This window comes from Paraburkholderia sp. Cy-641 (assembly GCF_011752945.1).
GTDB lineage: Bacteria > Pseudomonadota > Gammaproteobacteria > Burkholderiales > Burkholderiaceae > Paraburkholderia.
In genome coordinates, this window is record NZ_VWWM01000130.1 from 1 (window position 1) to 1,899 (window position 1,899).

2 protein-coding genes and 1 pseudogene are annotated in these 1,899 nt (G+C 69.9%); all 3 read left to right on the forward strand.

Translation table 11 applies throughout. The annotated features are described in order from the left end of the window. On the forward strand, nucleotides 1-640 hold a 640-nt coding region (locus tag F3J20_RS32345), incomplete at its 5' end, for a tetratricopeptide repeat protein (protein ID WP_240162971.1). Next, the gene (locus F3J20_RS31645) at nucleotides 633-1,328 is read left to right on the forward strand and encodes a chemotaxis protein CheW (protein ID WP_167285830.1); all 696 of its coding nucleotides are present in this window, start codon (nucleotides 633-635) and stop codon (nucleotides 1,326-1,328) included. The genes F3J20_RS32345 and F3J20_RS31645, both read left to right, overlap by 8 nt. Beyond that, nucleotides 1,325-1,723, forward strand: a pseudogene (locus F3J20_RS31650) (Hpt domain-containing protein); the annotation flags it as partial. The gene F3J20_RS31645 and the pseudogene F3J20_RS31650, both read left to right, overlap by 4 nt. Between the last annotated feature and the right edge of the window lie 176 nt (nucleotides 1,724-1,899).

Here is a 1,899-nt window from a genome sequence, read left to right on the forward strand (position 1 = left end):
GCCCGCGCGCGTGCCCGCTCCCGCGCCGGTGTTTTCGGCCGAGCCCTTTGCGTGGCCCGATCCGGTTGCGCGCGCCTCGTTCGACGGCGCGGCGCGGGTTGCAGTGTTCGGTGCCGGCGCGTCGCCGTGGACGAGGCCGCTGACGCCGGCACGCACGGCCACGCCCACGACGCGCACGACACCGGCATGGCAGCCACAGCCGGCGCAAGCCCAGCAGATGAATGGGCACGCCAACGTCCCCCTTGAAACACCGTTCGGCACGCAGATCAAGGCCCCCTTCGGCACCCCAGGCGCTACCCAAGGCAAGGCGGCCCCCACGACCGTCGAGCGCGACACGCTGCAAGCCGCGCGCGAACTCGCCGACGCCGGCCGTCTCGCGGACGCCGCCGCGGCCATCCACGCGTATCTCGAACAGCACGCCCCGCACGCGGAAGCGTTCTACCTGCTCGGCGTTCTGGCCGACGCCAACGGCGACAGCAACGTCGCGCGCGCCCAGTATCGCAAGGCGATCTATCTCGATCCGCAGCACCCGGAAGCGCTCGCGCATCTGGCGACGCTGCTCGACCTCGAAGGCGATCGCGACGGCGCGCGCCTGCTGATGCAACGCGCGGCGCGCGCGCAAGGATCGTCCCGTGCGTGAGTTCCGCGACATCCGCATCGACGATTGCTGGAACCGCATCGGCGTGCGCGGCGATTCGTCGTGCGAGCGGCTCGCCGAATACGTGCGCTGCCTCAATTGCCCGGTGTTCGAGGTAGCCGCGGCACGGCTGCTCGATCAGCCCGCGCCGCTCGCTGCCTTGCCGCAGCAGGACGCGGCGCCGCAAGCGCTGCCCGACGGCCATGACGCATCGCGTTCGCGGGAGACCGGCGAATCGCTGCTCGTGTTTCGCATCGGCCGCGAATGGCTGGCGCTGCCCACGCGGATTTTCAAAAGCATCGTGCAGACGCGCACCGTGCATACGCTGCCGCATCGGCAGCATCGCGCGGTGCTCGGGGTCGTCAACGTGCAGGGCGAGTTGCTCGTGTGCCTGTCGCTCGCGCATCTGCTCGGCTTCGAGCCCGACACCGCCGCCGCCCGCAACGACCGCACGCGCCTCGATCTGCCGCGCCTGCTCGTGATCGCGCGCGACGAAGAGCACGCGGTGCTGCCGGTCGATCAGGTCGACGGCGTGCACCGCTTCGCGCCGTCGACGTTCCGCGCACCGCCCGCCACGCTGTCGGAGACCGCCGCCACGCACACGCGGGCGGTCGCGCCGTGGCGCGGCATCAGCGTCGGCCTGCTCGACGCCGACGCGCTGTTCGACACACTGAACCGGAGTCTTGGATGACGGACGACCCGCGCCGCCCGTCGTTGATCGATCTGTTCCGCGAAGAAGCGCGCAACCAGGCTCGCGTGCTCGACGACGGCCTGCTCGTGCTCGACCGCGCGCCCGGCGACGCCGCCGCGCTCGAAGCCTGCATGCGCGCCGCGCATTCGCTGAAGGGCGCGGCGCGCATCGTCGGCGTGCAGGCCGGCGTCGAACTCGCGCATGCGATGGAAGACTGCTTCGTCGCCGCCCAGGAAGGGCGCGCGCTGCTCGACGCCGCGTGGATCGACGTGCTGTTGCGCGGCGTCGATATCGTCGCGCGCATCGGTAACGACGAGGACGAAGCGGCGCGCGACGAGGTCGGCGCGTGCGTCGCCGCCTTGCAGGCCCGGATGGCCGGGGTGGCGCCGCATGGTGGCAGTACACCGCCTGCCGACGCGCCGATCGGAACTGCGTCGCGTAGGGATATTCTGTGGAGTCTCCTCTGCTTCTCTCTCTGTGCTCTTCCTTTTATTATACTATTTTTCTCCTTCCTGATAGGCTGCGTACTCTTCTTTCCCTTTTGATCCTTCCTCTCCTCTCCCTCTCAACT